Genomic DNA, 26,207 nt, shown 5'->3' on the forward strand with positions numbered 1-26,207 from the left:
CATCGTCCCGTTACTGGAAGGCCGGCATCACGTCGCGGATCATCCGCTCGAGCGACGCCTTCTTGCGCTCGAAGCTCATGCCAGTGTCGATCCAGAACGAATACTCGTCGAAGCCGAGCGCTTCGTACGCCTTCAGACGCTCGATGACCTCGGCGGGCGTGCCGATCACGTTGTTCCTGCGCATCGCTTCCGGCGTGTAGAACGGATGCGCGGCGATTTCGTCGCGGCTCAGCGGCTTGATCATCCCGCGGCTCACCGGGCGCTCGTTCTTGAACCACGCGCCGAAGTAGTTGTAGAACACGTTGACTTCGTCGGCGGCCAGTTGCGCATCGTCCTCGCTGCTCGCCACGTAGGTATGACGCAGCAGCATGATCTGCGGGCGCGGCACGTCGCTGAACTTCTCGCACGCGGCGTTGAAGTGGCCGACGAGCTTCTCGACTTCCTCGTCGCCGAGGTGCAGCGGCGTGACCTGCACGTTGCAGCCGTTCGCGACCGCGAATTCGTGGCTGTTCGGGTCGCGCGCGGCCACCCAGATCGGCGGGTGCGGGCGCTGCAGCGGCAGCGGCGACGACGTCGTCGACGGGAATTGCCAGAACTCGCCTTCGTGCGCGTAATCGCCTTCCCACAGCTTCTTCACGGCCGGAATCAGTTCGCGCATGCGCTGGCCCGCGCCCCATGCGTCGAGCCCCGGTGCCAGGCGCTCGTATTCGAACGAGTACGCGCCGCGCGCGATCCCGAGCTCGAGGCGGCCGCCCGAGATGATGTCGGTCATCGCCGCTTCGCCGGCGAGCTTGATCGGATGCCAGAACGGCGCGACGACCGTGCCCGTGCCGAGCCGCACGCGCTTCGTCTTGTTCGCGAGGTCGGCGAGGTTGATGAACGGGTTCGGCGCGATCGTGAAGTCCATGCCGTGGTGCTCGCCGGTCCAGACGGCGTGCATGCCGCCGCGGTCCGCGATCTGGCACAGTTCGACCATCTCGTCGTACAGCTGCTTTTGGCTGGTCTGGTCGGAGACGCGCTCCATGTGTACGAAAAGCGAAAAACGCATGATGTGACCTTTCAGGAAAGAAGCGGGCGGACGGTGCCGGTGCTGTGGTCGCCGAAGTACAGGCCGTAACTCTTCAACTGGCTCTCCTTGCGGTAGCGCTCGAGCATGCTGGCAAGCGCGCTGTCCTGGAACGCGTCGGCGTCGACGTCGTCGAGGCTCACGAATTCGCCGGCGACCGCCGCTTCGTCCGGTGCGCTGCAGAGGAACGAGATGTACTGGTAGTGGGTCTCGGTATTGTTGTAGACCGAATAGATGAAGCTTGCCGACGCGTCCGGCTGGTATTGCCGGAACAGTTCGGCGAGCGCCTTGTCGGCGCCTTCGTTGCCGATTTCGCGGCTGGGCAGCGCCCATTTGCGGTCGGCCGTCTTCACCATCAGCACCTTGTCGTCGCGCGTGATGATCGCGCTGACGATGACCTTCGGTCCGGCGATCACTTCGGCCGACAGCTTCGCCGGCGTGAAATAGCCGCCGCGGTAATAGCCGAGCCCCGCGTAGCCGGCCGAGTGGAACACCTCGACCTTGCCGACGATCAGCGCGTGATCGCCGGCGTCGATCACCGCGTGCGTCGTGCAGTCGAACCACGCGCTGACGTCGTCGATCAGCGGGTTGCGATGCGCGCTCAGGCGCCAGCCGACGTTCGCGAAGCGATCGTCGCTCGGTCGCGCGAACGTGTTCGACAGATCCTTTTGGCCTTCCGCGAGGATATTGATCGCGAAGTGGCCGGTCGTCGAAAACGTCTGGAAATTGCTCGACGTCTTCGCGATGCTGACGAGCAGCAGCGCCGGGTCCAGCGACACCGACGAGAACGAGTTCGCGGTGAAGCCGAGCGGCTGGCCGTCGTCGCGCGCGGTGGTGACGATCGTCACGCCGGTCATGAATGCGCCGAATGCATCGCGCAGCTCCCGTGTGTTGATGATCGGCGTTTCCTGGCTGATTGCTTGGCTCATGTCACACTTCCGATTTCAGGGTTTCCGGCTGCGGCACCGTCTGCAGCCACGCACGCAGCGCGCGGTTGACGGCGTCGGGCGCGGTCAGGTTCACCATGTGGCGCTCGTTCTCGATCACGACGGCCTTGCCGTGTTGCGCGGCCTGCGCCATCTGCCGCGCCATCTCGGGCGTCGAATTCGGGTCGTCGGATCCGGTGAGCACGAGTGCCGGGCACGCGATCCGGTGCCAGCCGTCCGCATAGACATCGTCGCCGTTCGCGAACGCGGTGTACGCGGTCGCGTAGCCTGCGAGGTCGACCGACTGCAGCCACGATTCCACTTTCCGCGCGGCGGCCTGCTGCGCTTCTTCCGCGTTGAACCAGCGCTTGAGCGGCGTATCGACGTCGATCGTGCCCGAGCGCAGCTCCGCGGCACGTTGGAGCACCGCTTCACGCGCCTGTTCGGTTCGGCGGTACACACCGTTCAGGACTGCGACACGCTTGACCAGGTCGGGCCGCGTCACGGCGACACCGGCGGCGATCAGCGAGCCCATCGAGTGGCCGGCCAGGTTGACGGGGCCGACCTTCAGCGCGTCGATGAACTCGATCGCCCACTGCACGAACTGCTGCAGGTCGGCGTCGGTGTCGAGCGCATCGCTCGTTCCGTGGCCCGGCATGTCGACGGAGATCACGCGGAAATCGCGCGACAGGTCGTCGATCTGCGGATACCACGCGCTCGCCTGCATGCCGACCCCGTGAATCAGCACCAGCGGTTCGCCGGCGCCCTGATCGAGATAGTGGGCGGCCCGCTTATTTGACAGCGGCAGGGTTCTTGACGTCATTTCCGAGCTCTGCGAGATCTTTGTAGCGGTCGCCGATGCGGTGATGCGGACGGCCGGCTGTGGCGGCACCGATGGCGATGACGAGTTCGTCGGCGGCCGGCGCATCCGGAATCGAGAACTGCAGCGTCAGGTAGTGCGAGCGGCGGCCTTCGTCGTTCTTGTCCATCATCGGAATCAGCAGCGGCGCATTGGCGGGGCCGCGCGTGTTGTTGAACGCGAGATATGACTTCGCGCCGACAGCCGTCCGGTACGTGTTGCCGAAATGCAGCGTGTGGATCAGCGCGGACGCATGCTCGATTTCACCGTCGAGACCGACGATCGCGCTCTTGCCGAACGCTTCGACGGCATCGCCCGAACCGGCTTCGTCGAGGATCAGCTTCGTCAGGTGTTCGCTCAGTTGCGGCGCGAGCGCGCGAATCTCCGGCGACAGGTCTTCGACGTATCCGCGGCCCGCCCACGGGTTCTTGATCACGGCGACCGCGCCGATCATCTTCAGCGGTTTCGCGGCGACCTTGTCGCCATCCACGTACAGCGTTTCTACGTGGAGGACGGATTTCCGAATCAGGCTCATGACACCTTTCCTTTCATGCGTTGATTGTGGGATTCATTGTGGTATACCATGTTACGGCATGCCATGAGTGTTAACCCGTGTCTCGAAATGGCGCGAAAGCGGAGGTGAAAAATGAGTGCGTACTGGATTGCCCACGTGCAGGTGCTGGACCCCGTGAAATACAAGGACTACACGGACCTCGCGCCGCAGGCGTTCAAGAAGTTCGGCGCCGTGTTCATGGCGCGCGGCGGCGCGTCGCAGACGCTGGAGGGCGATGCGTTCGAGCGCCACGTCGTGATCCGCTTTGCCGACATGGAGACGGCGCTCGCGTGTTATCACTCGCCCGAATACCAGGCGGCGAAGGCGAAGCGGGATGGACATTGCCGGGCGCAGGTCTCAATCGTCGAAGGCCTAGAGGGCTGATCGCTGGGGCGAGCGCGTGTGCGGCCTACGCCGGATGGAAAGCCTGCTGACAGTTAAGTCATAATATGGCATTCCATGTTTGCTGCCGGCTCTCGGCCGGCTGCAGGCCCAAACCGTTTCCAGAGTGCCGCTCATGCAAGACCTGAAAATCGACCGCAATGCCAAAACCCTGCGCGAACTGACGCTCGACAAGCTGCGTGGAGCGATCGTGCAGGGCTATTTCCGGCCGGGTGCGCGGCTCGTCGAGCGCACGCTGTGCGACGAGCTCGGCGTGAGCCGCACGGTGGTGCGCGAGGTGCTGCGCCATCTCGAGACCGAAGGGCTGGTCGAGACCGTGTCGCGGCAAGGGCCGGTGGTCGCGCGGCTCGATCCGGCGCAAGTTGGCGAAATCTACGAGTTGCGCGGCCTGCTCGAAGCCAATGCGGCGCGCGCGTGCGCGGAAGGCGCGACGCCCGAAGTCGTGCGGCAGCTGCGCGACATTCGCGCGGTGATCGAGGATGCGTTCGACAAGCAGGACCTGCCGCGCGTGCTCGAATACACCGAGCGCTTCTATGAAGCGCTGTTCGAGGCGGCCGGCAAGCAGGTGTCGCTGACGGTCGTCAAGACGCTGAACGCGCGCATCAACCGGCTGCGCGCATTGACCATCGCGATGCCGGGGCGCGGCGACGATTCCAATACCGAGATGAATCGCCTGCTCGACGCGATCGAGCGGCGCGACGGCGACGCGGCTTCGGCGGCATCCGCCGCGCACATCAAGCGTGTTTCCGAACTCGCGCTGTCCGCGCTCGCGCAGCAGCAGGACGAAGCGGTCAGCGACAGCTGACGACACGCCGGCGCGGGCGACGACACGCGCGATTCGCCCCGAGAGGCCGCCGGCGTACCTGCCGGCGGCCTTTTGTTTTGTCTGTCGATTCGGTTCGTTCGGGCTCATGGTATTCCATAATACGATGTTCATTGTTGTAGCCCATAAGATGGCATACCATAATCTCATCGACTTACGCAGCGATCACGGGAGAACGCCATGACCGAACCGAATTTCAGCCTGTCGCAGCACGCGTGGTCGGCGGCGGCGCGCGCGCAGGTCGGCGCGATTCTCGAACATCGCGACGGGCTGGTGCTCGTCGATACGCGTGACGGCCTGCGCCTGCCGACCGGCATCCGGCTCGAACCGGCGAGCGATGCGGCGAGCCTGCGCGGCGTGCTCGCGAAGCTCGGGCTCCACGCGCATCTCGACTTCCTGTTCGCCGTGTTCGAATCGGCCGGCGGACGCGAGCCGGGCGTCCATATCTATTACCGCGGCCGGGTGATGCCGACCGGTTCGCCGTGGTTCGACAGCAGCATCCGCATCGTCCCGCTCTGGCAGGTGCCGTGGGACGAGATCGCCGACACCGCCGTGCGCTCGATGCTCGAGCGCTACGTGCGCGAACGCCGGCAGGACGCGTACGGAATCTACGTCGGCGATACGGAAGCCGGCACGGTGCAGCCGCTGGCCGTCGCGTGACGGCATCGGCCGTGCGTGGCGCGCCGCGGTGACGAACGACAACATCGAGAAGTCGGCGCGACGGATGCTGCCGGCCTGAACACGCGTATTCGGATGGCTGCCGCCCCGGTGGCCGCGAGCCGCACCCGTTTCACCTGGAGAGAGACCATGAGCAGCAGAAGCATCCCGCGTTTCGCAGCATCGCGTCTGGCAACGCATCTTGCATGTATCGCACCGTTGGCTGTTGTTTGCGCCGCACCGGCGCTGGCCGCGGACCCGATCGTGTTCACGAGCTGGGGCGGCACGACGCAGTCGTCGCAGCAGAAGGACTGGGCGCAGCCGTTCACGCAGGCAAGCGGCATCAACGTGCTGATGGACGGGCCGACCGACTACGGCAAGCTCAAGGCGATGGTCGACAGCGGCAACGTCAGCTGGGACGTGGTCGACGTCGAGGGCGACTTCGCATATGCGGCGGAGAAGGCCGGGCTGATCGAGCCGATCGACTATTCGGTGGTGAAGAAGGCCGAGCTCGACCCGCGCTTCGCAACGCCTTCCGCGGTGGGCAGCTTCTATTACTCGTTCGTGCTCGGCTACAACAAGGCGAAGTACACGGGCGCTCAGCCGCAGAACTGGGCGGACCTGTTCGATACCAAGCGCTTCCCGGGCAAGCGCACGTTCTACAAGTGGTCGGCGCCGGGCGTGCTCGAGATCGCGCTGCTCGCGGACGGCGTCGCGCCGAACAAGCTGTATCCGCTCGACCTCGATCGCGCATTCAAAAAGCTCGATTCGATCAAGGGCGACATCGTCTGGTGGAGCGGCGGCGCGCAGTCGCAGCAGTTGCTCGCGTCGGGCGAAGCGCCGATCGGGATGTTCTGGAACGGTCGTCTGCATGCGCTCGCGCAGACCGGCGTGCCGGTCGGCATTTCGTGGAACCAGAACCTGACGGCCGCCGACATGCTGGTGATCCCGAAGGGCGCGAAGCACAAGGCTGAAGCGATGAAGTACCTCGCTGCCGCGACAAGCGCGCAGGCTCAGGCGAAGTTCGCCGCGGATACGGGCTATGCACCCGTCAACGTGAAGTCGGCCGCGCTGATGCCGCCGGCGATCGCGAAGACGCTGCCCGACCAGTACAAGAGTTCGCAGATCAACCTCGACATGAAGTACTGGGCCGAGAACCGCGACGCGATCGCGAAGCGGTGGTACGCGTGGCAGTCGAAGTAAGCCCGGCGCGTCTCGACGCACCGACCTGAATGCCGTTCAGCAGGCCGAACCGGATCGAACCGGCGCGGCCGAGCAACGAAACCGCATGGGGCCAGCGGCAACAGGCACTGAAGTGCCGGCGCCGGCCGACAAAGGAGACACCATGCCCAACGTATTGAGTACCGTCGCGCATCCGGGCGCGACGCCGCCGCGCAAGCGGCGTGACTGGCGGAGCATGCGGCTGCTGACGCCCGCGATGCTGCTGCTCGTGATCTTCTTCCTGCTGCCGGTGCTGTCGCTGCTGTTGCGCAGCGTGCTCGAACCGACGCCCGGGCTGCACAACTACGAGCAGCTGCTCGGCTCGACGACGTACGCGCGCGTGTTCGGCAATACGTTCCTCGTCGCGACGGTCGTGACGCTCGTCACGCTGCTGGTCGGTTTTCCGATGGCGTGGCTGCTCGCGATCGCGCCGCGCAAGCTCAGTTCGGTGCTGTTCGCGATCCTGCTGCTGTCGATGTGGACCAACCTGCTCGCCCGGACGTTCGCGTGGATGGTGCTGCTGCAGGGAACGGGGCCGATCAACCGCGCGCTGATGGCGCTCGGCGTGATTCATGAACCGCTGTCGCTGGTGAACAACCTGACCGGCGTGACGATCGGCATGACCTACATCATGCTGCCGTTCCTCGTGATGCCGCTGCATGCGACGCTGCGCGGCATCGACCCGTCGACGCTGCGCGCGGCCGCGGTATGCGGCGCGAGCCGCTGGCAGGCGTTCTGGCGCATTCTCGTGCCGCTCGCGATGCCGGGCGTGGCGTCGGGCGCGCTGATGGTGTTCGTGATGGCGCTTGGCTACTTCGTCACGCCGGCGCTGCTCGGCGGGCCGTCCTACATGATGCTTGCCGAACTCATCGCGCAGCTCGTGCAGGAACTGCTGAACTGGGGCCTTGCCGGCGCCGCGGCATTCGTGCTGCTCGCGGTGACGCTCGCGCTCTATGCGTTGCAGCTGCGCTTTACCGGCAGCGCGCACGCTACTACCGGAGGCCGCTGAGATGCTCCTCGATTTCGATCGCCTGGGCGCGCTGCGCTGGATTCTCGTGGCCGTGGGCGCGGCCGTTGCGCTGTTCCTGTTGTTGCCGATCGTGTTCATCGTCGCGCTGTCGTTCGGCGATTCGCAGTGGCTCATCTTCCCGCCGCCGGGTTGGACGCTCGAGTGGTATCGGCAGCTGTTCACCGACGCCGGCTGGATCGACTCGCTGCTGACCAGTGCGAAACTGGCGGTGATCGTCACGGTGCTGTCGGTCGCGATCGGGTTTCTCGCGTCGCTGGCGCTGGTGCGCGGCACGTTCCGCGGCCGCGAAGCCGTACGCGGCTTCTTCCTCACGCCGATGGTGCTGCCCGTCGTCGTGCTCGCGGTCGCGCTCTATGCGTTCTTCCTGCGCATCGGGCTGAACGGAACGATGACCGGCTTCGTGATCGGCCACCTGATCATCGCGCTGCCGTTCTCGATCATCTCGATCAGCAATTCGCTGGTGAGCTTCGACACGGCGCTCGAAGACGCCGCGCTCATCTGCGGCGCATCGCCGCTCACGGTGAAGCTGCGCGTCACGCTGCCGGCCATCCGGCTCGGCCTGTTTGCCGCCGCGATCTTCGCGTTCCTCGCGTCGTGGGACGAAGTCGTGGTGTCGATCTTCATGTCGAGCCCGACGCTGCAGACGCTGCCCGTACGGATCTGGGCGACGCTGCGGCAAGACCTGACTCCCGTCGTCGCGGCCGCGTCGTCGCTGCTCGTCGGACTCACGACCGTATTGATGCTGGCGGGCGCCGTGGTGCGCCGCGCACGCGCTCACTGAGGTAATACGCCATGACTGCATTCCTGCAAATCCAGCGCCTGCGCAAGACCTACGGCGACGTCGTCGCGATCGATCATGTGTCGCTCGACGTGCGCAAAGGCGAATTCATGACCTTCCTCGGGCCGTCGGGTTCGGGCAAGAGCACGACGCTCTATATCGTCGCGGGCTTCCAGGAGCCGACCGACGGCCGCGTGCTGCTCGACGGCAAGCCGCTGCTGTCGGTCGCGCCGAACCAGCGCAACATCGGGATGGTGTTTCAGCGCTATACGCTGTTCCCGCATCTGACCGTCGGCGAGAACGTCGCGTTCCCGCTGCGCGTGCGCCGCCGGCCCGACGCCGAGGTCCGCGCCAAGGTGGAGCAGATGCTGAAGCTCGTGCACCTGTCCGAATGCCGCGATCGGATGCCGGCACAGCTGTCCGGCGGCCAGCAGCAGCGCGTCGCCATCGCGCGTGCGCTGGCCTACGATCCGCCCGTGTTGCTGATGGACGAGCCGCTGTCCGCCCTCGACAAGAAGCTGCGCGAGGAGATCCAGCTGGAACTGCGCCGCATTCACCAGGAAACCGGCGTAACGATCCTGTACGTCACGCACGACCAAGAAGAGGCGCTGCGCCTGTCGGACCGCATCGCCGTGTTCAACCAGGGCCGCATCGAGCAGGTCGGCACCGGCGAGGAATTGTATGCGAACCCGGCGTCGCGCTTCGTCGCGAGTTTTATCGGCAACTCGAATTTCCTGCCGGTCAAGGTGACGAAGACAAGCGACGGCCGCATGGGCGGCGTGTTCCCGAACGGCCTCGAAATGGCGTCGGACGTGTTCCATCCGACGCTCGCCGCCGGCGACGAAGGCACGCTGATGATCCGTCCGGAACAGATGCGGATCAGCTCGCTCCAACGCGCGAGCGGCACAGCCGCTTCGACCGCCAGCAGCCTTCCGGTGACCGTGCGCGACGTCACTTATCTCGGCGATGCGATGCACTACGCGGTCGCGACGCCGTGGCAGCAGGAGATCTCGATTCGGATGCCGGCCGCCCATCGGTACGACAACGGCATCGTGATCGGTGCGCAGGCGCTCGTCGACTGGGACGCGCGCGACGTGCGCCTGTTCGCGCAAGCCTGACGGCGGCACTCATGAGTCCCGCACTGCCGTCACTGAAAGTCCAGCGGCCCACCGCCACGCTGCGGGAGCTCGCGCTCGAGAAAATGCGCACCGCGATCCTCGACGCGCATTTCCAGCCAGGCGAGCGGCTGGTCGAGCGCTCGCTGTGCGAGATCCTCGGCGTGAGCCGCACCGTCGTGCGCGAGGTCCTGCGGCATCTGGAAACGGAAGGCCTCGTCGATTCGATACCGAACCAGGGGCCGATCGTCGCGATCCTCGATTTCGACACGGCCGCCGAGATCTACGAGATCCGCGCGCTGCTCGAAGGCGAGGCCGCGATGGCCTGCGCGCAGCATGCGGACGCGGCGCTCGTCGCCGATCTGTCATCGTGCATCGACCAGATCCAGCACGCGTTCGACACGCAGGATCATCAGGCGGTGAAGGCGCTCACGTCGGCGTTCTACGAGCGCATGTTCAACGCCGGGAAAAAGCACGTCGCATGGGAAATCGTGCAGACATTGATCGCGCGCATCAACCGGCTGCGTGCGCTGACGATCGCTTCCGACGATCGCGGACACCAGGCGGTCGAGGAGATGCGCGCGATCCTCGCGAGCATCGCGGCCCGCAACGGGATGGCGGCGCGCGACGCGGCCGTCGCGCACGTCGCCCGCGTGGCCGAGATCGCGCGCAAGCTGCTGGCCCATGGCCAGGAGAACGCTTCCTGGCGGCAGGCCGGGTAGCGCAACCCGCGGCGTCGCTGCAGGCCGCCATTCGACATTCACTCTCTTCGCGGCCCGGATCGTGCCCGGGCCGCCTCATGCCTTTTTATCCCCGGAAGGAACGATCGTGGAATTGAACACACTGTTGAAGGATCCGGCGCTCTTGCGCCATCACGCCTATATCGACGGGCAATGGCGCGACGCCGATTCCGGCGAACGCTTCGACGTGCTCGACCCGGCGACGGGCGTCGCGCTGGGCACGGTGCCGCTGATGGGCGCGGCCGAGACGACGCGCGCGATCGACGCGGCGAATGCCGCATGGCCGGCGTGGCGCGCCACGACTGCGAAGGAACGCGCACGCGTGCTACGCCGCTGGTACGAGCTCGTGATCGAGAACGCCGACGATCTCGCGCTGATCCTCACGGCCGAGCAGGGCAAGCCGCTGGCCGAGGCGAAGGGTGAAATCGTCTACGGCGCGTCGTTCATCGAATGGTTCGCGGAAGAGGGCAAGCGCGTGGCCGGCGACACGCTCGCAACGCCCGCGTCGGACAAGCGCCTCGTGGTCGTGAAGGAGCCAGTCGGCGTGTGCGCGGCGATCACGCCGTGGAATTTCCCAAACGCGATGATCACGCGCAAGGTCGGCCCCGCGCTCGCGGCCGGCTGCCCGATCGTCGTGAAGCCGGCCGAAGCCACGCCGTTCTCGGCGCTCGCGCTCGCGGTGCTGGCCGAGCGTGCGGGCGTGCCGGCCGGCGTGCTGAACATCATCACCGGCGACCCGAAGGCGATCGGCGCCGCGCTGACCGGCAACCCCGTCGTGCGCAAGCTGTCGTTCACCGGATCGACCGGCGTAGGGCGTCTGCTGATGGCGCAAAGCGCACCCACCGTGAAGAAGGTGACGCTCGAACTCGGCGGGAACGCGCCGTTCATCGTGTTCGACGATGCCGACCTCGATGCCGCCGTCGATGGAGCAATTGCTTCGAAGTACCGCAACAACGGCCAGACGTGCGTGTGCACCAATCGCTTCTACGTGCATGATCGCGTGTATGACGCGTTCGCCGCGAAGCTGGTGGCCGCGGTGAAGGGTTTGAATGTCGGGCACGGCACCGAGCGCGGCGTGACGTTGGGGCCGCTGATCAACGATGCCGCGGTTCGCAAGGTCGAAGCGCACATCGCCGACGCGCTCGACAAGGGCGCGACGCTCGCTGCCGGCGGCCACCGGCATTCGCTCGGGCATGGCTTCTTCGAGCCGACGGTACTCCTGAATACCACCGCGGAGATGGACGTGGCGCGCGACGAAACCTTCGGGCCGGTCGCGCCGCTGTTCCGCTTCTCGAGCGACGACGAGGTGGTGAAGCTCGCCAACGACACCGAATTCGGGCTCGCCGCCTACTTCTACAGCCGCGATGTCGCGCGCGTATGGCGCGTGGCCGAGCAGCTCGAATACGGGATGGTCGGCATCAACACGGGCCTCATCTCGAACGAGGTCGCGCCCTTCGGCGGCGTGAAGCAGTCGGGGCTCGGCCGCGAAGGGTCGCGTTACGGCATCGACGACTACCTCGTCATCAAGTACCTGTGCATGGCGGTTTGAGCGTCGCGTCGCTCAATTCCGTCTGACATAACGGTCCGACACGACCGCGCGCCGCTGAATCCACGCGAGCGCGAGCTCCAGCGCCTGGTCGCATGCTTCGCGGGTATCGGCGAAGTCTCCATCGACGCCGAGCGTGCGTGTTTCGCCGTCGCGATCGGTCACGATCGCCGTCGCCGAGTAGCGGCCCGCTTCCGTGTCGGTGACAACGGCACGGACCTCGTATCCGCGATGTTCGATGATCTTGTCCGTTTGCATCTGGCACCTCCTGCTGCGAGTTGCTCAATGTTGCGATACGCACCGCTCGCCGCGCGTTTCGCGGGCAGTCCGTGTAGCATCAACCGTACCGCCGGCATGGGCTGCACGGCTTGCGGGCGCCGCCGCACGGGCGGGGCGCCCGGCGATCAAGCCGCGAGCCGCAGCGCGGCCTTCGCTGCGCGTTTGCCCGGCCGCCGCCCGTCGGGCATGCGCGTGGGCCGCGCGTCGCCGTCGCCCGTCGCGAGCGGAACCGCGATGAGCGGCGCGGTGTAAAAGAACGATACGTGATGCAGCACGGGTGCGGGCGTCGACGTCCGCCGGCGTGGGCGCTTCAGGCGCCCGGCTGCAGCGGCCGTCCGCGCGCCGCGCAACGCGAGGCGGTCGCCGCGGTCGCGCAGCGCGACATCGTTCGCCGCGACGCGGCCGACCCAGCGCGGCGCCGAGCGCACCACGTAGCGGCGGGCAGCGACGCCGCGCGTGCGCCGGACGCGGCGAACGCGATGCTCGCGCAGAACTGCCGCGCGCTCGCCGAGACCGCGGCCGGGTGCCGATCGCCGGCGCCGGCGATACACGCCCGCACGTGGCTTGCCAAGCGGCGCGAGCCTTGTTCGCGCCGAACTCGCGAAACGCTTCCAACGCATTCGTTCACCCCGCCGTGACCTCGATGCGTCGCGGCTTCGCTTCTTCGCGGCGCGGAATCTTCAGCTGCAACACGCCGTCGCGCAATTGCGCGTCGATCCGCGACACGTCGAAATCCGCACTCAGCGTGAAGGCGCGCGAGAAGTGCGGGTGGCGCACTTCGCCGTGCTGCAGCCGCAGGCCGGTCGGGGTCGGAATGACGGCCTGCGCTTCGATGCTGAGATTGCCGTCGTGCACGCGCACGTCGAGCTTGTCGCGCGGCACGCCGGGCAGGTCCGCATACAGCGTGATGCCGTGCGCGTCCTCGACGATGTCGACGGCCGGCGCGATACGTGTGCGCGGGGTGTCGCGCTCGGCCGGTTCGCGGTTCGTCACGGCCGTTTGCGAATCGGCCGGCCGCGTCGTCAATTCAGTGGTGTCGCTCATGATGTCCTCCGTCATGCGTTCGTGACGTTGTGCCGGTTACTGAACGGTGATCGCGCGCGGCTTCGACGCTTCGGACTTGCCGACACTGATCGTCAGGCAGCCGTTCGCATAGCGGGCCTCGATCTTGTCGGAGTCCGCCTGCTGCGGCAGCTCGATCACGCGGCGGAAAGTGCCCATGAACCGCTCGTTCGCATAGACGCGCCGCTCGCCGTCGGCCGCGCCGTCGTCCGGCGGCACGCGCTCGCCGCTGATCGTCAGCAGCCGGCGGTCGACCGAGATGTCGATCTTCGCGGGATCGAGCCCCGGCGCGAACGCGACGATCTCGACCGTGTCGTCGGTGCTGCCGATGTTGACCGGCGGGAACGCGCCCGGACGCGGCGCGCGCAGGCTGACCGGAAAGCCGGTGAACATGCCGGCCATCTGCCGTTGCAGGCGGTCGAATTCCGCCAGCAAATCGGAGGGGAAGAGGGGATCGCTCATGACTCGCTCCTGGTTACGCCTCCCGCGGAGGACGAACCGGACCACGCGCTCCCGTTCGTCGATCCGCGAGAGGCTCGCTGACAAACAAATCGAAACACGCAGCGCGGGAAGCCGCGACTGCCTTGAGCGATACATAAAATAGGTCACGCCGAACGAATTTCAAGGGGGCCGGCGCGCGGAAAATTGTCGGGTATCGACGCGGGAAATCGCCATCTTTCCGAAGCGGGCGGATCGCACGCTTGATTTGACCCTATCGGCCGGCGGCCGCCCGGCGCCCGGCCGCATACGACTCCCTCCGGAGTCGTGGTCGTGCGCACGGTGGGTCGGATCGCCTGGGTGCTCGGCTGGCCGGTGTTCGCCGGATACCGGATCGACTGCCGCGCATCGGAGGCCGCCGCAACGCGGCGGGCCGCCCGATGCGGGCAGAAGGCGGAATTTGCAACGACTCCGGAAAAGACACGGCACCGCGTGCGACCGCCGCCGCGCGGCGCCGTTTCCGGCCGCTTAGCGGGACGGGCCGGACGGCGGTTTCACTTCGGACAGGTCGTCCTCGCGAACCTCGGCCTGGCGCACGCTGGTACCGTCGTCGCCGGTCTCGGAAATATCGGTTTCGAAGGTCGACTGCCCGTCGTCGCGTTTCTCGTCGGGTTTCTTGTCACCGGTCTGTTTGCCTGGCTGTTGCTGTTGCTGTTGCTGTTGCTGTTGACTGGTCATCTTGCTCTCCTGATCGCAACGTCCGATGTTGCGCATCTTGCTCGCGAGCAAGGCGCGGGCCGCAAGCGATTCCCCCGGCGTGCAGCCGCGGCGTTACACGTCAGAATCATTTTCCGTCGATGTCCGGCGCGATTGTCGCGCGCCGGCGTATGCCGGCGACGATCGCGCGGGTCGAACGCGACGCCGCACCGCACGAAACAGCATCGCATCGTTCCGCGAGTCGGTTCCCGCCTGCTGCCTCCCATGCGCCACACGTCACGCCGTATCGGCGCTGCAACGTTTTTGGCGCGATTTCCACGTGCCGGGCGCTTGCCGCGGCCGGCGGCCGTCCCGGCAACGCCGTCCCGCGACTGGCACGTTGCTCGCTTGATCGATTGCGGTGAAAACGATGGTTGCCGCGCGTTCGGGAAGGTCCGACGAATCGACGCACATGCGTCGCCGGGCGCGCCCGGAACGCGGCCCGTTCGCTCTCCGCCGCCAGCTGACGGCGCCGCACGGCGCGGATGCCGGCCGCTCAATCACGATGTGGGGAGCGCCGGCCGCAATGTGTTGGCCATCGGCTGCCATCCCCCCTTCGACGGGAGAGCAAAAATGTTGGCCAACTCAAGCCGGATCCTGCGAGCCTTTCTGATCGTCTTCTCCGTTTGCCTGATGACGTTTGCGCCCGGACGGGCGAACGCACTGTCGAACCAGTTGCTGTTGCTGCTGCCGGACAATTTCACGCTGCCGGACCCGCGTGTGTCCGCGTGGCTCGATTCGGCGGCGGAGGAGGGATTGCAGATCTCGCTCATCAGCGACACGCAATTCAAGCAGGGCGGCACGTCGCTGCAGCAGTACCAAGGACTCATCCTGCCCGACCAGGTGCATACGGTTGCCGACGATACGCTCGTGAGCGCGATCCAGACCTACGCGCTGAACGGCGGGCGCGTGATGCTCGTCTATGACTTCGGCGTACTGAATGCGGCGGGATTCTATCCGCCCGGGCAATCGCGATTCAGCTCGATGGCCGGCGTCAACTACGTGCTTTACGACACGCTCGGCGGAAGCATGATCGGCCTCGGTCCGGTGACCGGGATGGGCAGCACGTTGCGCGCGCTGCAGATCCCGCCCGGGAAGTCCATGACGTGGACCGGCACGACGACGACCGCAACGGCGTTGGCCGCCACTCCGTCGACGACGTCGACGACTTCGTCCGGCGCGACCGCGAATCAGCACCTGTTCCTGCAGCCGAGCACGTCGAACCCGGGCGGGCTTGCCGGCTACAACCATCAGGCGTATTTCACGTACAAGTCGGAAGGCGGGCGCATCGCGGGCGTGCCGCTGAATCTCGGGCACGTGCGCAAGGGCGCGAAGGTCAGATCCGGATCGTATTCGCCGACGTCGACGCTGCTGTCGTCGACCTCGTTCAATCGCGCGACGTCGTTCGCCACTGCGTCGCCGTCCACGACGACCGACGTGCTCGAAGGAATTTCCGGCTACGTGTACGGCTTCCTTAGCTACCCGAGCTACGTCACGCAAGGCACGTACACCGGCACGACGCTGCTGACGTCGCCGAACTTCGGTCTCGTCGCCGGCTATCAGGCGTACGGAAACGGCGGCGTGATGTTCGTGAACCTGCCGCTCGCGTATCTCGACGGGCAAACCGACGGCATGCCGATCCACGGTTTCCTGCATTACTTCACGACCAACATCCTGTCGATGCCGCACCTGTCGCTGCAGCCGCGCGCACAGGCCGGAATGGTGCTGAACTGGCACTTCTGCGCGGAGGACCAGATCCAGCCGGCACAGTATCTGAAGAATTACGGCATCTGGAACAGCGGCCCGTATTCGATCGTGATGACGGCCGGCCCGGACGACGTGACGATCGGCGACGGTCTCGGCATCAACCTGACGAACAACACGCAGGCGAAGCAACTCGTCGCGTTCCTGCTCAAGCGCGGCCACAACGTCGGCAGCCACGGCGGCTGGGCGCACGACTACTGGGGGGCGAACGCCAGCGAAACCAACGCGAGCACGTTTACGCAGTATCTCGTGCTGAACCGCAATGCCGTGCAGTCGGTGACGGGCAAGCCGGACGTCGAATGGGCGGCGCCGGAAGGCAATACGCCGACGTGGGCGGTGACGTGGCTCGAATCGAACGGGTACTCCGGCTATTACTTCACCGGCCATACCGGCAATGCGCAAACGCGCGCGTATCGCAACGGTTCGCTGCTGAACCCGGGCATCTGGGCGTTCCCGGTGATGCCGTTCGGCAAGTACGCGACGTTCGAGGAGTTCCAGGAGTTCGCGGTGCCGACGGCGGACGTGCAGAACTGGTATCTGTCGCTGATGGATTTCGTCGTCGCGAACCGCACGAGCCGGCTGATCTACATGCATCCGCTCGGCGCGTCGTGGTATCCGAACGTCGTCACGACATTCCTGAGCCATGCCGCGTCGCTCGCGAGCGCCGGCCAGTTCAAGTGGTTCACGATGGACCAGCTCACGCAGTTCGACCGGCGCCGTCTGCTCGTGAACTGGACGGCCACCGATACCGGCACGAGCTGGACGTTCAGCGCGACGCATCCGGCGAGCCTGCAGGACATGACCTGGCTGTTGCCGAAGAGCACGTACCAGTTGCCGAGCGTGAAAAGCGGCAGCGCGACGGTCGTGAGCACCGACCCGGTCAACTGGCTGGTCATCGCCGGTACGGGCAAGTCGCTGTCGTTCACCAGTGCGAAGGTGCATTGACGCGCGTCGGCCCGGTGGCCAACGGGGGAACATCATGAAGCGAGCTTCGTTTGCGCGCGCGCTGCGCATGTTGATCGTATCGGCGAGCGTCGCGCTGATGTGCGGCGGGTCGTTCGCGCAGTCCGCGTCGCGCGCGCCGCGCGGGTTCGCGCGGCCGCCGCTCCATCTGCACGGCGGCGCGAAACGAAGCCCGGTCGGCGTGTCGCCGCAGCAGATCCGCCGCTTCTACGGGTTCGACCAATTGCCGGCGCGCGGCTACGGCGGCGACGATCAGGTCATCGCGATCGTCGATGCGTACGACAACCCGAACGTCGAAGCGGATCTGCGCTCGTTCGGCAACACGTTCGGCCTGCCGCCGTGCGCGTCGCCGCGCTGCTTCACGAAGGTATACGCGACTGCCGACAAGCGCCCGCCGCCGCCGGACGCATTGTGGGCACTCGAGAGTTCGCTCGACGTGCAGTGGGCGCACGCGATCGCACCGAATGCACGGATCGTGCTGGTCGAAGCCGCATCGAGTTCGCTCGACGACCTGATGAGCGCGATTGCGCTCGCGACGAGTCCGGCACCCGGCGGAGTCGGCGCGAAGGTCGTATCGATCAGCTGGGGCAGCGCCGAATTCCTCGCCGAAACGCAATTCGACGGACAGTTCGCCAGCGCGAACGGCGTGTCGTTCGTCGCCGCGTCCGGCGACGGCGGCAATGGAATCGACTACCCGGCCGCGTCGCCGTATGTGCTGAGCGTCGGCGGCACGTTGATCGCGATCGATGCGAGCGGTGCATACACCGGAGAAACGGCGTGGGCCGGCAGCGGCGGCGGACAGAGCGCCGTCGAGCCCGAGCCGACGTATCAGTCGAACTTCGGCGTGCCATCGGATACGCTCGGGCTGCGTGGCGTGCCCGACGTCGCCTATGATGCCGATCCGGCGTCCGGCTTCGCCGTCTACGATTCGTACGGCTATGCGGGGCAGAGCGGCTGGTTCGTCGTCGGCGGCACGAGTGCGGGCGCACCGCAATGGTCCGCGCTGATCGCGATCGCGAACAGCTTGCGTGTCGCGCGCGGCAAGACGACGCTGAACGCGGTGGGCGCGCTCCAGACCGCGCTGTACGGGCTCGCATCGAGCGCCTACGCGGCGAACTTCCGCGACATAGTCAGCGGCTCGAACGGCACGTGCGGCACGCTGTGCAATGCGTCGGCCGGCTACGACTACGTGACCGGCCTCGGCCGGCCGATGGCCGCCAGTCTGGTGCAGGCGTTGATTGCCGCGCCTTGACCCGGGCACAGCTGCGGAAGAGAGCGGGCTGGCTCCATGATCCGAGCCCACCTATAATCGCCATCAGCTTGTCCGGGAAATCGCGGTTATCAAGGCGAGGGAGGGCAAATGGGACAGTGCCGTCGCATCTATTCGCGCTTCATCCTCACGAGCTCGATCGCCGGTCTGGCAATTCTTGCCGGCACGGGCAACGCGCATGCGCAGGACAGTGCGTCGAGCTTACCGATCGACTCCAAGCCGTCGGAAAGAGCGCTCAACGCCTATGCGGTGTTTGGCGACGGGCGCGCGACCAACGGTGGCGACATGCATTGGCGCGCGTACGAAGTCGGCTTCGGCGACGTCCTGAACGACTACCTGTCGGTCTACCTCGCGTACGTGAACGAGGGACATCCGGTCGATCACCACCGTGACGGCTTCGCTGCGCTCGGCTCGTTTCGCTGGCCGGTCGGCAGCCGCCTGGCGCTCGAATTGTCGGCCGGCCCGTATTTCAGCATGGACACCACGCATGTCGACAACCAGGTGCGTAACGACAAGCGATGGGGCGTGCGTGCGTCGGCAGCGGTACGGTATTACGTCGTTCCGAATCGCTTCTTCCTCAAGGTTCAGTACAACCACGTCCAGATGTTCGGCGGCTTCAATTCCGACGCGGTGCTGTTCGGCATCGGCTCGGATTTCGGCGGCGATCCCGGCCCGGCGTTGTCGGACGGCAAGACGCAGGTGAGCGTGTGGGCCGGCACGTCGCAGACGAACCGCCCGCAGGTGCCGATCGAAAAGGGATACATGCTCGAAGTCAAACGGCCGCTCGGCAATGCGTGGGCCTATTCGGCGAGCTTCGTCTACGAAGGCAACAACGGCGTCGCCGGCAGACGAGGCATCGCAGCGCAATTCTGGTACGTCGCGCCGATCAGGAGCAAATGGACGCTGTCGGCCGGTGTCGGTCCGTATCTGTCGCACGATCGGGACGAGACCTCGAGCAGGATACGGCTCAACGCGTTGCTCAGCGCGCAGGTGACCTACCAGGTGACGAACCATTGGGCGGCGAGCTTGCGCTTCAATCGCGTCGCGACCCGCAACGACAAGGACCAGGACATGTTCATGGTCGGTCTGGCGCGGAATTTCTAGGGCTTGTCGTTGTGCGCGGGTTCATTCCGTGAGGAGACGGCGGGATAGGCGGCCCCGCTCTTGAACCGCGCGACGCTGCCGTCGGCTTCCGTTCCGAATGCGCTTTACGCGTCATTCAGCCAGGGCATTTCCACGGGCGAGACGATCAGTTGCCGGAATTCGCGTTTCAGATCGAAGATGAATCCGACCAGGATCATTGACTCGGCGTAAGGAATCGGAAAGACCAGCGGATTTTCCGGAGTACGCAGCGGGCGCTCGGGCGTGTCCGCTGCCGCCGCGGCGTTCTCGCGCACGCTTTCGAGTTCGTCGGCCATGGCCGGGCCATTGAGTTTCAGCACACGGCTGCGCAGGTCGCTCAACGGCTCGATGCGCGCAGCGTCTTCGTGGTATTCGGGCACTTCGTAGATGAACCAGGACATTTTCGTCTCCTGTCGGAAGGGGCGCCATTCTAACGCTGCGGAAGGATCGGCCGGGAATTGACCGTGCTCGGCGATCGTCGGGACGGACGCCGGTGCGATTGGCGCGCGGTGCAAACGCTAGCTGTGATTGCGCAAGAGGCTTATTGCGGAGTCTAAGCGTCGGGGGCGGCTGGTGTGGTTTCGGAAATTTGGTTCGACCCTATTTGATCGATAATACGCATTATGTAAAGTGCGATTTGCACGATGCGCGACCCGGCGCACCCGCGTACCGGAAACCCTTCACGCAAACAGGCTTCGAGGTTCCGGATGCTGCCGAAAGACCTCGGATCGACTCGCACGACAGCGCCGGCAGAACAGGATGGCTGAATGATCATACGGAGTCACGTCCGTGAACCCGTGCGCTGACGACTTCTTTTCCCGCAAGCGGAGTCCCGCGCCGAAATCGCGCATCGGGCTGTCGCGCATTTCCGGAAAACTCGTGCGGATCGGATCGGCATGCTGCTGCGGCCAATGCTCCATATGTAAGCACCATTGGTCGCCGGTCGAACTGGACGACCACGTGCGCGCGCCGATCTACGTCCGTTTCACCGGCATTGCGTTCGGCGACTCGCCCGGCCCGCTGCGGGTCAGTGCTGGATGCCCCAGCGGCGCACCGTCACGCGCTCGAGCGTATCGAACACGAGATGCTCGACCAGCAGCCCGATCACGATGACGGCCGCGAGGCCCGCGAACACGCGGTCGGTATACAGCTCGTTGCGGTTCTGGAAGATGTACCAGCCGAGCCCGCCCTGCCCGGCGCTCGCGCCGAACACGAGTTCCGCCGCGATCAGCGTGCGCCAGGCGAATGCCCAGCCGACGCGCAGCCCCGACAGGATCGACGGCAGCGCGGCCGGCACGAGAATCAGCGCGATCTGCCGCAAGCCGGTCAGGCCATAGTTGCGGCCCGCCATCTTCAGCGTGGCCGGCACGCCGGCAAAACCCGTATACATGCTGAGCGCGAGCGGCCACAGCACCGCGTGCACGAGCACGAACAGCAGGCTGCCGGTGCCGAGCCCGAACCACAACAGCGCGATCGGCAGCAATGCGATCGACGGCAACGGATTGAACATCGACGTGAGCATCGACAGCACGTCGCGGCCGATGCGCGTCGATACCGCGAGCGACGTCAGCACGAATGCGAACAGCACGCCGAGCGCATAACCGCGCAACAGCACGGACATCGAGATGCCGGTCTTCACCAGCAGTTCGCCCGACGCAATGCCCTGCACGAACGCGACCAGCGTCGCGCCGAAGGTCGGCACGAGCAGATCGTTCGCGACGATACGCGCAACGATTTCCCACGCGGCGATCAGCACCAGCGCGACGATCGCGCGGCGAAACCCGCTCGCACCGACGATGCGGCGCAACAGCGGCGCGGGTGCCGCACGCTCGACCTCGGGCGGCGCATCGAGCGTGTGTACGTATTCGGTTCGAACGGGCGGCAGCGGCGGGAGCACGCGGTCGATCGTGCTCATGATGCGGTTGCCTCCGTGGCCGGCACTCGATCCGTTTCGTTCGCGACGCCGGTATCGAACAGCAGATGATGGATGCGGGCGACACGCGCGCGGAAGTCGCCGCTGCCGACGCTGTCGAGCGAATAGTCGTGGCTGTTGAGCTCCGCGCGCACGCGGCCCGGATGCGGCGACAGCAGCAGGATCCGGTTACCGACCACGAGCGCCTCCTCGATCGAATGCGTGACGAACAGCAGCGTGAAGCGGAATTCGTCCCACAGGCGCAGCAGTTCTTCCTGCATCTTGCGGCGCGTGAGCGCGTCGAGCGCGGCGAACGGCTCATCCATCAGCAGCACGCGCGGCTGCATCGCCAGCGCACGCGCGATCGCGACGCGCTGCTTCATGCCGCCGGACAACGTATGCGGATACGCATCGGCGAATGCGGCGAGCCCCACCTTGTCGAGATAGTGCAGCGCGCGCTCGCGCGCGTCGGCGCGCGACAGCTTCGCGGCCGCGCGCAGCGGAAACGCGACGTTCTCGACAACCGTCTTCCACGGCGGCAACTGGTCGAACTCCTGGAACACGACGATGCGGTCGGGGCCCGGGCCGTGCACGGGCCGGCCGTCGAGCGCGATCGATCCCGACACGGGCTCGATGAAGCCGGCGATCGCCTTCAGCAACGTGGACTTGCCGCAACCGGACGGGCCGAGCAGCACGAAGCGGTCGCTGCCGTACACGTCGAAGCTGACCTGATGGGTTGCGCGAACGATCCGTGCGCCGGTCCGGTATTCGAGGCTCACGCGATCGAGCGCCAGCAGGCGCTCGCTGGGCGCGCCGGCCGCGGCGGCCTGCGGCGCCGACGCGGCGCGTGCGTCGGGCACGGGATGGGCGGCCGGCGCAGCCGTGCCGCGCATGGAGTACGGCGGCAAGCCGATGCGGGGAGAAGTGGCGTTCACGATCGAAACTCTTGCAGGTAAAACATCAACATACGGCGACGCGGCGCGTGACCCAACCAACGATTGCGCATATCGAAACCGCGCCGACGCATAAGCGTCGATCGCGACGCGGGAACGCCGCTGCCAGCGCCGCTCAACTGCCGCCGGCCGTCGCCGGGTCGTCGAAGAAGTAGTCGCGCCACGACTTCGGCTCGTTGCGGATCGCGCCAGTGCGATACATGAACTGCGCGAGCGCCAGCGTGTTCTGCGGCGCCGTCTTGAACTGCACCTGCGGATTGCGCAGGATCTTCACCAGCAACGCACGATCGATCTTCGAACCGTTCACGCGAATGTACGTATCGGCCGCGCGCTCGGGATCGGCCGCGATCTGGCGCGCGGCGTCGGCGAGTGCGGCGACGAACGCACGGTACGTCTTCGGATTCTCGTCACGGAATTTTTCCGTTGCGTACAGCACCGTCGCGGAGCTCGGGCCGCCGAGCACGTCGTACGAGTTCAGCACGATGTGCGCGTTCGGATTGCCCGCGAGTTCCTGGTCCTGGAACGGCGGATTGCCGAAGTGGCCGGTGATCACGTTGCTGTTCGCGAGGATCGCGGCGGTCGCATCCGGATGCGGGATCGCCTGCGTCAACGCATCGAGCTTGTCGAACTGCTTGTCGCCCCACTGCTTCGCGGCCGCGTACTGCAGCACGCGCGACTGCACCGACACGCCGACGGCCGGCACCGCGATGCGGTCCTTCGCGCTCAGGTCGGCGATCGTCTTCACGTTCGGGTTGCTGCTGACGAGGTAGTACGGAAAGTTGCCGAGCGACGCGACGCCCTTCACGTTCTGGCGGCCGCGCGTGCGGTCCCATACGGTCAACAGCGGCCCGACGCCCGCGCCCGCGATATCGACCGCGCCCGACAGCAGCGCGTCGTTGACGGCCGCGCCGCCGGACAGCCGCACCCAGTCGACCTTGATGTCGACGCCGGCCTTGCGGCCTTCCTTCTCGATCAGCTGCTGGTCGCGCGCGACGTTCAGCATCAGGTAGACGACGCCGAACTGCTCCGCGACGCGGATGCGGCCTTCCGCATGCGCGGCTTGCGGCGTGCCGGCGGCGGCGAAGGCCAGCGCGGCGGTGAGCGTAGCGGCCAATACGCGGCGCGCGGACAGGGTCGTGCGGCGTAGCGCCGGTGAAAGCGGAAACGACATCGGAACTCCAGTGGAAATGAGTCTGCGGAACGAGGACGTGGTGACGCTCAGAACGGCGCGTCGCCTTCGATCGTCGTGCGGTACAACTTGCGGCGCAGGTGGTCGGGCGTGCCGGCCGCGAGATGCATCAGCGAGCGGTTGTCCCAGAACACGAGATCGTGCTCGCGCCACCGATGGCGATACAGGTGCTCAGCGCGCACGCTGTGCGCGAACAGTTCGTCGAGCAGCGCGCGGCTTTCGTCGTCGGGCAGGTCGACGATGCGCGTCGTGAAATGCTCGCTCACGAACAGCGCCTTGCGGCCCGTTTCCGGATGCGTGCGCACGACCGGATGCACGACCGCGTCCACCTGCGCGATCTGCTCGGCCGACAGGTTCGGCCGCCACGGGCTGCGCGCCTGCAGCTCCGCATAGCGCGCGAGGTACGTATGTTCGGCGCGCCGCCCTTCGACCGCACGGCGCAGGTGCGCGGGCAGCGTGTCCCAGGCGAGATGCATGTTCGCGAACAGCGTGTCGCCGCCTTCGGCCGGCAGCTCCTGCGCATGCAGCAGCGAGCCGAGGCTCGGCTTTTCCTTGTACGACAGGTCGGAATGCCAGAAATGGCCGGCATCGCCAAGCCCGATCGGCTTGCCGTTCTCGACGATGTTCGACACGATCAGCACTTCCGGATGCCCGGCGAGCGCGAACTGGTGCAGCACGTGGATCTGCAGCGGCCCGAAGCGGCGGCTGAACGCGATGTGCTGTTCCGGCGTGATGCGCTGGTCGCGGAACACCAGCACGTGATGGTCGAGATGCGCGCGATGGATGCACGCGAAACCGGCCGCATCGAGCGGCTGCGACAGATCGAGTCCGACGACCTCGGCGCCGAGCGGCGCATCGAACGGGACGATGTCGAACCGTTGCGCGCCGGGTTCCGGCAGCAGCGCGGGCCGATGGCCGGCGGACGCCGATGCAGCGGCGTGGATGGCGGGAGTCGTCACGGTACAGCCCCTGATTCGGTAAAGATGCGAATCTACGAGCGCGCGCCGGACGGCGTCAACGAAGCGATTCCGATACGTTTATCTGCTGCAGCGATAAAGATCGCTGCTCGGGCGGCGGGCCCGCCGGACAGGCCGTTCGCGGTCCGTGACGCCAGTCGCCCGCGCGCGTCGCGCTAAGGCTGCCCGCCGCCGCCCGACGCGCCGTAGATCTGTCCGGTCACGTAACTCGCCCGCGACGACGCCAGCTCGACGTAGATCCAAGCGAGTTCGGCCGGCTGTCCGGGCCGCCCCATCGGCACCTGCTGGCCGAACGTCTCGACGTTCTTTTCGGTCTGGCCGCCGCTCACCTGCAACGGCGTCCAGAACGGCCCGGGCGCGACGCCGTTCACGCGAATGCCGCGCTGGATCATCTGCTTCGCGAGCCCCTTCGTGAAGTTCGCGATCGCGGCCTTCGTCATCGCGTAGTCGAGCAGGTTCACGGACGGCTCGTACGCATTCACCGACGTCGTGTTGACGATCGCGGAGCCGGGCGGCATGTGCGGAATCGCCGCGCGCGTGATCCAGAACAGCGCGTACAGGTTGGTGCGCAGCGTCCAGTCGAAATCCTCGGTGCTGATGTCGAGAATCGAATCGTGGCTGTGCTGGCGCGCCGCGTTGTTCACGAGGATGTCAAGTCCGCCCAGGCCCGCGACCGCGTGCTCGACGAGCCCGTTGCACGCGCCTTCGGTGCGGATGTCGACCGGCAGCGGCACGGCCTTGCGGCCCGCGCTGCGAATGTATTGCACGACTTCGCGCGCGTCGGGTTCCTCGTCCGGCAGATAGGCGATTGCGACGTCCGCGCCCTCGCGCGCGAACGCGATCGCGGCCGCGCGGCCGATGCCGGAATCGCCGCCGGTGACGAGCGCCTTGCGGCCGTCGAGACGGCCGCTGCCGCGGTAGCTGCGCTCGCCGTGATCGGGACGCGGCGTCATGCGGCCCGCGAGACCCGGCCACGGCTGGTGCTGCTCGGGAAACGGCGCGTGCGGATACAGCGTGCGCGGATCGTGCGGTGCGGTGTCGGCGGCATCGGATACGCCGCCGCCTTGGGCGACCGCCGGAATCGCCACGCCGGCGACGAGGCTCGCCGTCGTGCCCTGCATCCACTTGCGGCGGGATTCGGATACTTCGTCTGACGACATGAAAGGCTCCAGTGCGTGCGTGAACCCGGCGATGCCCGGTTCTACGCGTACGGATGAAGACGAACGGCCGGCACGCGGCTAAAGCGGCCGCGGCCGGTTGCCCGAATCGTCGGGCGCGTCATGCCCGTCGGGCCACGGTCTACCGGCCGGATCGCGCGCCTCGGTCTGGCGCGGATCGTCGGGCACGACCTTGCGCGCCTGGTCGTCCGGAATCGAATCGAGTTCGCCGCCGCCCGGCGCGTGACCCGGGTGCCCGGGCGGCTCGCCCGGTACCGGGCCGCGCCGCTCAGGCGAATCGGCGGATTCCCGCGGCTCGACGTGCGGTGCGGTGTGCTTCGGTTGACGGGTTTTCGTCATGGTGAACTCCCTGCGCTGCGGTTTGGCTGCGTGGCTGAAGGCGGGCGCGACGCGCGTCGAAGCGGCCGCGGCGAACCCGGATTCCAGCAAGCGACATGCCGTCGGTGGCGCGCGGCGAACATGCCCCCATCCGACCAATCCGCTGCAGAATTTACAAATTCGGCGCCAACCGGCACCGCCAGCGTCCGCCGGGCCCGCGCCACAAGGCCGCCACGGCGACCAACGAACGCGGCACGGTACTTGCTGCTCTCGGCCCGGATATGGCGGTGGCCCCGACTCGACGGCCGCC

The 26,207-nt window shown here is 66.6% G+C and carries 27 protein-coding genes and 1 pseudogene; 12 read left to right on the forward strand and 16 right to left on the reverse strand.

What is annotated here, in order from left to right:
* Window positions 1–10: 10 nt before the first annotated feature.
* Genes Q3A80_RS18040 through Q3A80_RS18055 form a run of 4 tightly spaced genes read right to left on the reverse strand, consistent with a single transcriptional unit; the run spans window position 11 to window position 3,386 of the window.
* Window positions 11–1,048 carry an LLM class flavin-dependent oxidoreductase gene (locus tag Q3A80_RS18040; protein ID WP_446330283.1) on the reverse strand — a complete coding sequence of 346 codons (1,038 nt, stop codon included), beginning with the start codon at window positions 1,046–1,048 and terminating at the stop codon, window positions 11–13.
* Between the two features lie 11 nt (window positions 1,049–1,059).
* Window positions 1,060–1,995 carry a flavin reductase gene (locus Q3A80_RS18045; RefSeq protein ID WP_446330284.1) on the reverse strand — a complete coding sequence of 312 codons (936 nt, stop codon included), beginning with the start codon at window positions 1,993–1,995 and terminating at the stop codon, window positions 1,060–1,062.
* Between the two features lies 1 nt (window position 1,996).
* Window positions 1,997–2,815 (reverse strand): alpha/beta fold hydrolase, encoded by an 819-nt coding sequence (locus tag Q3A80_RS18050; RefSeq protein WP_446330285.1) that lies wholly within the window; start codon window positions 2,813–2,815, stop codon window positions 1,997–1,999.
* Window positions 2,784–3,386: an amino acid synthesis family protein gene (locus Q3A80_RS18055; protein ID WP_071335971.1), complete on the reverse strand. Its 603-nt coding sequence runs from the start codon at window positions 3,384–3,386 to the stop codon at window positions 2,784–2,786. The genes Q3A80_RS18050 and Q3A80_RS18055 overlap by 32 nt, the downstream gene beginning before the upstream one ends.
* A gap of 111 nt (window positions 3,387–3,497) precedes the next feature.
* Here Q3A80_RS18055 and Q3A80_RS18060 point away from each other — a divergent pair, with 111 nt between their 5' ends.
* The 9 genes and pseudogenes from Q3A80_RS18060 to Q3A80_RS18100 all read left to right on the forward strand — a co-directional run bounded on the left by Q3A80_RS18060 (window position 3,498) and on the right by Q3A80_RS18100 (window position 11,719).
* Complete coding sequence (locus Q3A80_RS18060) at window positions 3,498–3,788, forward strand: DUF1330 domain-containing protein (protein ID WP_446330286.1); 291 nt, start codon at window positions 3,498–3,500, stop codon at window positions 3,786–3,788.
* A 133-nt stretch (window positions 3,789–3,921) separates the two neighbouring features.
* On the forward strand, window positions 3,922–4,611 hold the full coding sequence (locus Q3A80_RS18065) for a GntR family transcriptional regulator (protein ID WP_446330287.1): 690 nt from the start codon (window positions 3,922–3,924) through the stop codon (window positions 4,609–4,611).
* A 210-nt stretch (window positions 4,612–4,821) separates the two neighbouring features.
* Window positions 4,822–5,289 (forward strand): annotated as a pseudogene (locus Q3A80_RS18070) (flavin reductase); the annotation flags it as partial.
* A 147-nt stretch (window positions 5,290–5,436) separates the two neighbouring features.
* Entirely contained in the window at window positions 5,437–6,489 is a 1,053-nt protein-coding gene (locus tag Q3A80_RS18075) for an ABC transporter substrate-binding protein (protein WP_446330288.1), read from the forward strand.
* Between the two features lie 142 nt (window positions 6,490–6,631).
* Window positions 6,632–7,516, forward strand: a complete 885-nt coding sequence (locus Q3A80_RS18080; protein ID WP_446330289.1) for an ABC transporter permease — start codon at window positions 6,632–6,634, stop codon at window positions 7,514–7,516.
* 1 nt (window position 7,517) lies between these two features.
* On the forward strand, window positions 7,518–8,318 hold the full coding sequence (locus tag Q3A80_RS18085; RefSeq protein ID WP_446330290.1) for an ABC transporter permease: 801 nt from the start codon (window positions 7,518–7,520) through the stop codon (window positions 8,316–8,318).
* 11 nt (window positions 8,319–8,329) lie between these two features.
* Window positions 8,330–9,433: an ABC transporter ATP-binding protein gene (locus Q3A80_RS18090; protein ID WP_446330291.1), complete on the forward strand. Its 1,104-nt coding sequence runs from the start codon at window positions 8,330–8,332 to the stop codon at window positions 9,431–9,433.
* 11 nt (window positions 9,434–9,444) lie between these two features.
* Complete coding sequence (locus tag Q3A80_RS18095) at window positions 9,445–10,152, forward strand: GntR family transcriptional regulator (RefSeq protein WP_446330292.1); 708 nt, start codon at window positions 9,445–9,447, stop codon at window positions 10,150–10,152.
* A 112-nt stretch (window positions 10,153–10,264) separates the two neighbouring features.
* Window positions 10,265–11,719: an NAD-dependent succinate-semialdehyde dehydrogenase gene (locus tag Q3A80_RS18100; protein WP_446330388.1), complete on the forward strand. Its 1,455-nt coding sequence runs from the start codon at window positions 10,265–10,267 to the stop codon at window positions 11,717–11,719.
* 12 nt (window positions 11,720–11,731) lie between these two features.
* Here the strand turns inward: Q3A80_RS18100 and Q3A80_RS18105 are convergent, their stop codons facing one another.
* The 5 genes from Q3A80_RS18105 to Q3A80_RS18125 all read right to left on the reverse strand — a co-directional run bounded on the left by Q3A80_RS18105 (window position 11,732) and on the right by Q3A80_RS18125 (window position 14,233).
* Window positions 11,732–11,974, reverse strand: coding sequence for a hypothetical protein (locus Q3A80_RS18105; RefSeq protein ID WP_446330293.1), 243 nt, complete (start codon window positions 11,972–11,974; stop codon window positions 11,732–11,734).
* A 146-nt stretch (window positions 11,975–12,120) separates the two neighbouring features.
* Window positions 12,121–12,615, reverse strand: a complete 495-nt coding sequence (locus Q3A80_RS18110) for a hypothetical protein (RefSeq protein WP_446330294.1) — start codon at window positions 12,613–12,615, stop codon at window positions 12,121–12,123.
* 4 nt (window positions 12,616–12,619) lie between these two features.
* On the reverse strand, window positions 12,620–13,039 hold the full coding sequence (locus tag Q3A80_RS18115) for an Hsp20/alpha crystallin family protein (RefSeq protein ID WP_446330295.1): 420 nt from the start codon (window positions 13,037–13,039) through the stop codon (window positions 12,620–12,622).
* A gap of 36 nt (window positions 13,040–13,075) precedes the next feature.
* Entirely contained in the window at window positions 13,076–13,519 is a 444-nt protein-coding gene (locus tag Q3A80_RS18120; protein ID WP_446330296.1) for an Hsp20/alpha crystallin family protein, read from the reverse strand.
* 504 nt (window positions 13,520–14,023) lie between these two features.
* The gene (locus tag Q3A80_RS18125; protein ID WP_446330297.1) at window positions 14,024–14,233 is read right to left on the reverse strand and encodes a hypothetical protein; all 210 of its coding nucleotides are present in this window, start codon (window positions 14,231–14,233) and stop codon (window positions 14,024–14,026) included.
* Window positions 14,234–14,824: 591 nt separating this feature from the next.
* Here Q3A80_RS18125 and Q3A80_RS18130 point away from each other — a divergent pair.
* From Q3A80_RS18130 to Q3A80_RS18140, 3 genes are all read left to right on the forward strand, one after another.
* A complete protein-coding gene (locus tag Q3A80_RS18130; RefSeq protein WP_446330298.1) occupies window positions 14,825–16,960 on the forward strand; it encodes a hypothetical protein in 2,136 nt (711 codons plus the stop codon).
* Between the two features lie 34 nt (window positions 16,961–16,994).
* Entirely contained in the window at window positions 16,995–18,230 is a 1,236-nt protein-coding gene (locus Q3A80_RS18135; RefSeq protein WP_446330299.1) for a S53 family peptidase, read from the forward strand.
* 108 nt (window positions 18,231–18,338) lie between these two features.
* Window positions 18,339–19,352, forward strand: coding sequence for a hypothetical protein (locus tag Q3A80_RS18140; protein WP_446330300.1), 1,014 nt, complete (start codon window positions 18,339–18,341; stop codon window positions 19,350–19,352).
* Window positions 19,353–19,456: 104 nt separating this feature from the next.
* On the opposite strand, the gene Q3A80_RS18145 is transcribed toward Q3A80_RS18140, so the two are convergent.
* The 7 genes from Q3A80_RS18145 to Q3A80_RS18175 form a co-directional block, all read right to left on the reverse strand.
* Entirely contained in the window at window positions 19,457–19,771 is a 315-nt protein-coding gene (locus tag Q3A80_RS18145; protein ID WP_446330301.1) for a helicase, read from the reverse strand.
* 626 nt (window positions 19,772–20,397) lie between these two features.
* Window positions 20,398–21,285, reverse strand: coding sequence for an ABC transporter permease (locus Q3A80_RS18150; protein ID WP_446330302.1), 888 nt, complete (start codon window positions 21,283–21,285; stop codon window positions 20,398–20,400).
* A complete protein-coding gene (locus Q3A80_RS18155) occupies window positions 21,282–22,277 on the reverse strand; it encodes an ABC transporter ATP-binding protein (protein ID WP_446330303.1) in 996 nt (331 codons plus the stop codon). Before Q3A80_RS18155 ends, Q3A80_RS18150 begins: the two co-directional genes overlap by 4 nt.
* 73 nt (window positions 22,278–22,350) lie before the next feature.
* Window positions 22,351–23,406 carry an ABC transporter substrate-binding protein gene (locus Q3A80_RS18160; protein ID WP_446330304.1) on the reverse strand — a complete coding sequence of 352 codons (1,056 nt, stop codon included), beginning with the start codon at window positions 23,404–23,406 and terminating at the stop codon, window positions 22,351–22,353.
* A 47-nt stretch (window positions 23,407–23,453) separates the two neighbouring features.
* Window positions 23,454–24,383, reverse strand: a complete 930-nt coding sequence (locus Q3A80_RS18165; protein ID WP_446330305.1) for a TauD/TfdA dioxygenase family protein — start codon at window positions 24,381–24,383, stop codon at window positions 23,454–23,456.
* A gap of 173 nt (window positions 24,384–24,556) precedes the next feature.
* On the reverse strand, window positions 24,557–25,561 hold the full coding sequence (locus Q3A80_RS18170) for an SDR family oxidoreductase (protein ID WP_446330306.1): 1,005 nt from the start codon (window positions 25,559–25,561) through the stop codon (window positions 24,557–24,559).
* A 78-nt stretch (window positions 25,562–25,639) separates the two neighbouring features.
* Complete coding sequence (locus Q3A80_RS18175) at window positions 25,640–25,918, reverse strand: hypothetical protein (protein WP_446330307.1); 279 nt, start codon at window positions 25,916–25,918, stop codon at window positions 25,640–25,642.
* Window positions 25,919–26,207 lie beyond the last annotated feature (289 nt).

The organism is Burkholderia sp. SR8, assembly GCF_052851275.1.

Coding starts and splice junctions, on each gene's coding strand:
- Q3A80_RS18140 (WP_446330300.1), top strand. CDS start 18,339: ATGGGACAGTGCCGTCGCATCTATTCGCGCTTCATCCTCACGAGCTCG.
- Q3A80_RS18050 (WP_446330285.1), bottom strand. CDS start 2,815: ATGACGTCAAGAACCCTGCCGCTGTCAAATAAGCGGGCCGCCCACTAT.
- Q3A80_RS18135 (WP_446330299.1), top strand. CDS start 16,995: ATGAAGCGAGCTTCGTTTGCGCGCGCGCTGCGCATGTTGATCGTATCG.
- Q3A80_RS18110 (WP_446330294.1), bottom strand. CDS start 12,615: ATGCGTTGGAAGCGTTTCGCGAGTTCGGCGCGAACAAGGCTCGCGCCG.
- Q3A80_RS18170 (WP_446330306.1), bottom strand. CDS start 25,561: ATGTCGTCAGACGAAGTATCCGAATCCCGCCGCAAGTGGATGCAGGGC.
- Q3A80_RS18175 (WP_446330307.1), bottom strand. CDS start 25,918: ATGACGAAAACCCGTCAACCGAAGCACACCGCACCGCACGTCGAGCCG.
- Q3A80_RS18120 (WP_446330296.1), bottom strand. CDS start 13,519: ATGAGCGATCCCCTCTTCCCCTCCGATTTGCTGGCGGAATTCGACCGC.
- Q3A80_RS18125 (WP_446330297.1), bottom strand. CDS start 14,233: ATGACCAGTCAACAGCAACAGCAACAGCAACAGCAACAGCCAGGCAAA.
- Q3A80_RS18115 (WP_446330295.1), bottom strand. CDS start 13,039: ATGAGCGACACCACTGAATTGACGACGCGGCCGGCCGATTCGCAAACG.
- Q3A80_RS18055 (WP_071335971.1), bottom strand. CDS start 3,386: ATGAGCCTGATTCGGAAATCCGTCCTCCACGTAGAAACGCTGTACGTG.
- Q3A80_RS18145 (WP_446330301.1), bottom strand. CDS start 19,771: ATGTCCTGGTTCATCTACGAAGTGCCCGAATACCACGAAGACGCTGCG.
- Q3A80_RS18065 (WP_446330287.1), top strand. CDS start 3,922: ATGCAAGACCTGAAAATCGACCGCAATGCCAAAACCCTGCGCGAACTG.
- Q3A80_RS18130 (WP_446330298.1), top strand. CDS start 14,825: ATGTTGGCCAACTCAAGCCGGATCCTGCGAGCCTTTCTGATCGTCTTC.
- Q3A80_RS18095 (WP_446330292.1), top strand. CDS start 9,445: ATGAGTCCCGCACTGCCGTCACTGAAAGTCCAGCGGCCCACCGCCACG.
- Q3A80_RS18090 (WP_446330291.1), top strand. CDS start 8,330: ATGACTGCATTCCTGCAAATCCAGCGCCTGCGCAAGACCTACGGCGAC.
- Q3A80_RS18150 (WP_446330302.1), bottom strand. CDS start 21,285: ATGAGCACGATCGACCGCGTGCTCCCGCCGCTGCCGCCCGTTCGAACC.
- Q3A80_RS18075 (WP_446330288.1), top strand. CDS start 5,437: ATGAGCAGCAGAAGCATCCCGCGTTTCGCAGCATCGCGTCTGGCAACG.
- Q3A80_RS18105 (WP_446330293.1), bottom strand. CDS start 11,974: ATGCAAACGGACAAGATCATCGAACATCGCGGATACGAGGTCCGTGCC.
- Q3A80_RS18040 (WP_446330283.1), bottom strand. CDS start 1,048: ATGCGTTTTTCGCTTTTCGTACACATGGAGCGCGTCTCCGACCAGACC.
- Q3A80_RS18045 (WP_446330284.1), bottom strand. CDS start 1,995: ATGAGCCAAGCAATCAGCCAGGAAACGCCGATCATCAACACACGGGAG.
- Q3A80_RS18080 (WP_446330289.1), top strand. CDS start 6,632: ATGCCCAACGTATTGAGTACCGTCGCGCATCCGGGCGCGACGCCGCCG.
- Q3A80_RS18160 (WP_446330304.1), bottom strand. CDS start 23,406: ATGTCGTTTCCGCTTTCACCGGCGCTACGCCGCACGACCCTGTCCGCG.
- Q3A80_RS18060 (WP_446330286.1), top strand. CDS start 3,498: ATGAGTGCGTACTGGATTGCCCACGTGCAGGTGCTGGACCCCGTGAAA.
- Q3A80_RS18085 (WP_446330290.1), top strand. CDS start 7,518: ATGCTCCTCGATTTCGATCGCCTGGGCGCGCTGCGCTGGATTCTCGTG.